This is a genomic window from Legionella parisiensis (assembly GCF_001467945.1).
Taxonomy (GTDB): domain Bacteria; phylum Pseudomonadota; class Gammaproteobacteria; order Legionellales; family Legionellaceae; genus Legionella; species Legionella parisiensis.
Genome location: NZ_LNYQ01000009.1, coordinates 1 through 4,065 on the forward strand (window position 1 = coordinate 1; position 4,065 = coordinate 4,065).

Here is a 4,065-nt window from a genome sequence, read left to right on the forward strand (position 1 = left end):
TCCCATGATGATTCACTATCAATTATTCATGAATTTGAGCCCCATTTTGCTTATTGGGTAAGTGAGCCAGATAAAGGGCAAAGCGAGGCAATAAATAAAGGATTCAGAAAAGCATCTGGGGAGTTGGTTGCCTGGCTTAATTCTGATGATTATTATCTCCCTGGAACTTTTGAACACGTGATCAAAGCTTATCAAATAAATCCACACGCCCCCTTTTATTTTGGAGATGGATATCGAGTTTCAAAAACAGGGGAAGTACTAACTCATTTCTTCCCTAAAAACAGTTTAACGTTTGACCGCCATGCATTAGTTATGGGTTTGAACTATATCTTGCAACCTTCAACATTTATGAATCGTAATTGTTTAGAGCAAATAGGTTATCTTAATACAGAATTAGAGTATGGAATGGATTTTGATTTGTGGATACGTCTTTCCACATTGGGAGATCCTCATCCTATCCATGGTGTTTTGTCTGCAAATCGAGAATATAACACCACTAAAACCTCAACAGGTTCCTTCAAACGTATAGAAGAACTGCGACGTATCTCACTGCAACATTCGGGATTAGAGATGACTCCTGGAATTTTACGTTATATGTTTGATACTCTTTATAAATTTGCCAAAACAAATGAAAATATTTTTCCTGGATGGTATCAAAAAGACGTCATGAAACTTTGGAAAAGAACGGGACGGTTAATGGCACAATTTGATGCAAACAAAGATGGTTTTCCACGAAGATCATCATTAGCAAGCTTTCTCAAAAACAAGATAAAATAAACACACGGACTTACGCTATGATTATAGGAATTGAACTTCGTCAATTAGTAATTGGTGCTTCTGGGGGTATTTCTCAGCTGGTAAAAGGGATTTGTGAATCATTGTTTATTCTCTATCCAGAACATCAATTTTTAGTATTTTGTACTCCTTTTAATAGGGCTATGCTTGAGTCTCACTCAGAAAACATTCGTTTTTTTACCTTATCGAGTACAACTTTTTTCTCTGATTTGGATCGAATTGCGGTTGAAAATAACGTTGATGTTCTTTTTCGCACTTATCCTATGGAAGATACGTTACAGTTTCCATTAAATAAGCAAATTTTCTTAATTCCTGATATACAACACGAAGTTTATCCTGAGTTTTTCTCTAAACAGGTGCTTCAATCCAGAAGAGCATCATTTTCAAAGGCACTGAATCACGCAGGGGCTATCGGTACTATATCAGAATTTGCAAAAAAATCCCTTTATGATTTTTCCGAGACAAAATGCGACGATATTTTTCTTATGGAACCTTCGCTACAAAAAGTCCATAGTCTAACAACAACTGAAGACTGTTTGACTGATAAAGAAAAGGCTTTGATTCCTCAAACGCCATTTTTCTTCTTCCCTGCAAATATCTGGAAACATAAGAATCATACGAGATTGCTGCAAGCCTTTCGTCTCCTTTTAAAAAATAATCCTGATTTAACTGTGTCTCTTATTTTAACAGGTAATAGAGATGGGTGGAAAAAGCTACATAAAAACAACAAGGACCTACCGGTTTTGCATCTAGGTTTTATTCGGCCTGAATTTTTTCGAATACTTATGGAGCGCGCGCAAGCTTTGGTTTTTTTCACACTCTATGAAGGCTTTGGGATGCCTTTATTGGAAGCTTTTAATACAGGAACCCCTGTTTTATGCAGCGATACCACCAGTCTTCCTGAAGTGGGGGGAGATGCTGTGATAACTTGTTCTCCATTAGATATCTCAGCAATGGCTAATGCCATGAAAGAGATCCTGAAAAATAGAGAGCTGCGTGAAACACTGGTCCAGCGTGGTAAAGCGCGATTAAATGCATATTCTTGGGAACGTTCAGCACATAATTTATTTGCTGCGTGTAATCGAGTTGCAGAAAAGATCACACAAAAAGTATCCTATGAAGAGCCGACATCCACAAACTTGCCCTTAGTCTCTATTGTAACTCCCTCTTATAACCAGGGAAGATTTCTCAAACGCACTATCGATAGTGTACTTAGCCAAGACTATCCTCATATTGAATATATTGTTATTGATGGCGGATCTACCGATGATTCGGTAGATATTCTTAGTTCTTATTCCGATCGTTTTTTTTGGATTTCAGAGCCTGACAACGGACAGACTCATGCCATTAATAAAGGGATGAAGCAGGCAAAGGGAGAAATTTTTGCTTATTTGAATTCTGATGATGTGCTAACTCCTGGCGCTATTCAGAAAGTTGTTGATTTTTTTCTAAATCATCCTACCTGCGATATGGTCTATGGTCAGGCCGATTATATTAATGAGCATGATAATATTATAGGTACTTACAGGACGGATGAATATTCATTTAACAGATTGTCTCGAGACTGCATGATATGTCAACCCTCTGCTTTTTGGCGTCGTCGTGTAGTAGAAAAAATTGGACTTTTTGATGAGCAACTCCATTTTGTTATGGATTACGATTACTGGTTACGTATTGCAAAAGCCGGAATGGATATCCATTTTTTGCACGAAAAACTGTCCTGCTCACGCTTGTATCCAGAAACTAAGACCCTTTCAGGGCGTATCAAAATCTTTCAAGAAATATTTAACATATCCAAACATCATATTGGTTATACACATTTAAATTATTACCAGGGATATTGGCACCACTTGATATATGAGAAAAAAAATACAATCAATCAGATAGTTCGCTTTTTTTCCATTAAAAACTTGCATCTTCCTATAAGCAAGCTCCATTACCACTGGGCACGCCGGACACAGAACTTTTCAAATTTGACTAAAAGAATTAAAGAATTTGGAAAAATTCGTTTTAAAGCTATAACCTCATTGCCAAAATCTAACATTAGCGGTTTTTTTTCGGATAATTGGTTGTCAAAAGAATTTTCATGCAATTTGAGGAAGAGGGCTGTTGGAGAAGTTCTTTACATCGGTGGCATTACGCCAATGGACTCAACCATGCTTATTATGGCTGGTAAAAAAAGAGTGGGGCAGTTTCAATTTACTGCCCATCAGTACCAAAAAGTATCTATTCCCAATGAGTTAGTTAATAACAAACGGATTTACATACAATTTACTGAGTCTTTTATCGATGCAGCAGGTCGAGAGCTCGCATTCCTAATTCATGATACGAATTTTTTTTCCGAACGAGATACCTGGGCAACTTGAGTAAGCTGGGGATAAACGGCTTTTAAATATTGTTCTCTTTATTATGAATGTGATATCTTGGTCAAACCAAAATGCTTTTATACAGTATAGGATTTATAAGGATTAATTATGAAAAAGAAGGATTTTTTTGGGGGATTTTTTTTAGGTATAATCGTGGGAGTGACGAGTTTTTCTGCTCTGAAATACCCAGGGATTTCCCAAAGGACTGAGGCTGATTCAGTGCATGCTATGCAAAAGACCCCTAATGGTAAAACAATTAATGCATCTTCTAATACGATTAAGTTATCTTCAGAGAATGTGCGTTCGCACAATTTATCTCAAGCCGAGATAAAAATTATGAAGGTGCGCAATCTATACCTCAAAGAGAATAGTGGTGATAATTGGTGGTATTGGGTTAAAGATAAGATTGTTTTTCAATTGGAACCCTCCGATGTCACATCAGAAATGAAAAAAACAAGGTTATTTTTTGAATATGGTGTACATGGAGATCAGCAATTAACAATCTATTTGTGGGAGAAGGACGAATCCCATAAAATTGTCCTTAATACAAAAAACGGAGAACGATCTGTTTATGATAAAGTACTTGATATTTCTCCTGCATTGCTGACTCAACTTACCATTGCGACCAATGGGGAGGCTAAGCCTTTAAGCAAAAGCGATTCTAGAAGAGCTGCTTATACTATTTCTAATTTAAAAGTTACTCCAGTATAAGGCGGCTAAAAGTCGAGGAGCATTGCTATAAAAAACAATAAATTAAAAAATATGCATAAAAGTGCTGATAACTAAATTTTTTGAAGGAATTAAAAATGAGGCAAGAAAATAATCTGCCAAAAATTTCTATTGTGACGCCCTCATTTAACCAAGGCCCTTTTCTTCGGCAATGTATCGAGTCTGTACTCTCGCA

3 protein-coding genes are annotated in these 4,065 nt (G+C 36.6%); all 3 read left to right on the plus strand.

All coding sequences use genetic code 11. The features are described 5' to 3' along the window. The coding region (locus Lpar_RS19295) for a glycosyltransferase (RefSeq protein WP_058516450.1) at positions 1–777 on the plus strand (777 nt) is incomplete at its 5' end. Between the two features lie 17 nt (positions 778–794). Then, positions 795–3,161: a glycosyltransferase gene (locus tag Lpar_RS02615; RefSeq protein ID WP_058516451.1), complete on the plus strand. Its 2,367-nt coding sequence runs from the start codon at positions 795–797 to the stop codon at positions 3,159–3,161. Between the two features lie 108 nt (positions 3,162–3,269). Further along, positions 3,270–3,872, plus strand: coding sequence for a hypothetical protein (locus Lpar_RS02620; protein ID WP_058516452.1), 603 nt, complete (start codon positions 3,270–3,272; stop codon positions 3,870–3,872). Positions 3,873–4,065: the final 193 nt, after the last annotated feature.

What these genes read in the sequence shown, in the direction of transcription:
- Lpar_RS02615 (WP_058516451.1), top strand. Translation starts at nt 795, where the DNA reads ATGATTATAGGAATTGAACTTCGTCAATTAGTAATTGGTGCTTCTGGG.
- Lpar_RS02620 (WP_058516452.1), top strand. Translation starts at nt 3,270, where the DNA reads ATGAAAAAGAAGGATTTTTTTGGGGGATTTTTTTTAGGTATAATCGTG.